The organism is Cloacibacillus sp. (genome assembly GCA_036655895.1).
Lineage (GTDB): Bacteria > Synergistota > Synergistia > Synergistales > Synergistaceae > JAVVPF01.
On sequence record JAVVPF010000105.1, the window covers coordinates 1 to 2,040 of the forward strand.

General features: G+C 50.0%; 2 protein-coding genes. Both read right to left on the reverse strand.

Annotated elements, in window-relative coordinates; translation table 11 throughout:
* Positions 1 to 656 (reverse strand): Na+/H+ antiporter NhaC family protein (locus tag RRY12_13070; GenBank protein MEG2185605.1); only part of this gene is annotated, 656 nt, incomplete at its 3' end.
* Between the two features lie 30 nt (positions 657 to 686).
* On the reverse strand, positions 687 to 2,040 hold a 1,354-nt coding region (locus RRY12_13075), incomplete at its 5' end, for an amidohydrolase family protein (protein MEG2185606.1).

The following is a 2,040-nucleotide window of genomic DNA, read 5'->3' on the forward strand; positions in this document are numbered from 1 at the left end:
GCATACTGGAATCCCCAGATAAGAAGAATGACAGAATATATAGCAAGGCCTATGCCGGTGGTCCAGCACATTGCGCGGATATGGTCAAAGAGCGACGCGCCAGAGACTGCTGGGGCCAAGTTCGTCGTATCGGAAAGCGGGGACATTTTATCGCCGAAGTACGCGCCGGAGACAACAACGCCAGCCGTGAGTGCCGGCGGAATGCCAAGGCCGTTGCCTATTCCCATCATGGCTACGCCCACCGTGGCCATTGTGGACCACGAAGAACCTGTTGAAAGAGAAATAATCGAGCACACTATCATTGTAGCGAGCGGGAATATTTTGGGGCTTAGAATACCGAGACCGTAATAAATCAGACCGGGTATGATCCCGCTTTTGATCCACAGGCCGACGAGCATACCGACGAGCATCAGGATCATGCAGGAAGGAATAGCCGCCATTATACTGTCGACCGCGGCCGCTTCGAGTTCCTTATAGCTGTAATGGAGATAGAAATAACCAACAAGCGCGATGACGACGGCAATCATTACAATCGGAGCGTGCACGTCGACTTTAAAATATAGAGTTGCGGCGGATACTACAACTGTAATCAAAGCAATGATGGCGATGGAGAGGCCAAGAGTAGGTACCCTGTGTTCCTGCGTTGTTTCCTTCATAAGATTACCCCCATAAATATTATTTTGCTGCTATGCCTTCCAGATCAGCTCTCCGTCAACAAATGTGGCCTTATGTGTGACTTTGAAAAGATCTTTAGGATCAATGGCGAAAGGGTCTCCTGCTATTACGGTGAAGTCGGCTTTGTAATGTTCGGCTATTTTTCCGTACGAATCCCCTTTTCCAAGCGCCTTCCACGGGTTGACTGTGTATATGGAGAGAGCCTCGTCCAAAGAAAGACGCTGAGAACGGTTGTAATGTTTGAGCGGAGAGTTGTCCTGTTCCGTAAGGTTTACCGCGGTCCATATCCCAAGCCATGGGTTTGGATTTTCCATCGGTCCGTCGCTTGAACCTGTAACGATCTCTATCGTGTCATAGAGATTTTTGAAAGAGTAACACGTCTTCATTCTTTCGTCGCCTACACGAAGCGGAGTCATATTTCTGTCCGTATACGCCTGTATGGGTTGAATGTCGACCACCGCGTTTATTTCCTTGATTTTTGCAAGCAGATCCGCTGGGCAGACTATCGCGTGATTGATGCGGTACGGGAGAGCCGGCTCGCCAAGTTCCGCAATGACGGCTTTTATACTGTTTATGGTCTGTTCGAGCGCTTTATCGCCAATGGTGTGGATCTGAACCTGTACGCCGCGCTTCTGAGCCTCTTTGAGCAGAGCTGCCATCTCTTCGTCGCTGTGATTCAAAAGGCCTTTGTTGCCTGGGTCGTCTGAAAAATCTTCACGCATGGCGCACGTTCTGCCGCCTAATGTGCCGTCCGCAAATATTTTAAACCCGGCTACAAAGAGCTTTTCGTTGCCGAAGCCGCTTTTTATCTGATAATTTGGCAGTTCGTCGTGATAACAGGCCCAGCGTATCGGAAGCGCATCTTTCTCGTCTAGCCTCTGGCAGGCGGCCAGGTCTTCGCCAAGCGCGTAGCTTGGGGCGTCGCAGGCGTGTACCATCGTTATGCCCATAGAGGCAAGCTTTATGCAGGCCTTTTCTACCAGCGCAGAAATGTTGTCGGGTTTTTCATAAATCGAGGAGATCGTCTCTATTATCTCTCCCGCGGCGCCTTCGGTGAGCTGCCCCTTCGGGCTTCCGTCGTCGTTTCGTGGAATATTGACGTCTTGCTTGTCCCAGAGCCCGCTTTCTTTGAGCCCTCTAGAATTGACCGCGTGAAAATGTCCGCAGTAGCGGCTGATAAGCACAGGATTTTTTACGTTAAGCGAGTCCATGAACTTCAAATCCGGCTTTATAGGGACTGCCCAGTTTGCCTCGTTAAAATTCATGGCGCGTATCCACTGATCCTCAGGAAGCTCCGTAGCTTTTTGCTCAATGATCGGAATTATATCTTCCAGTTTTGTTACGCCGGAAAGATCTAAATACAGG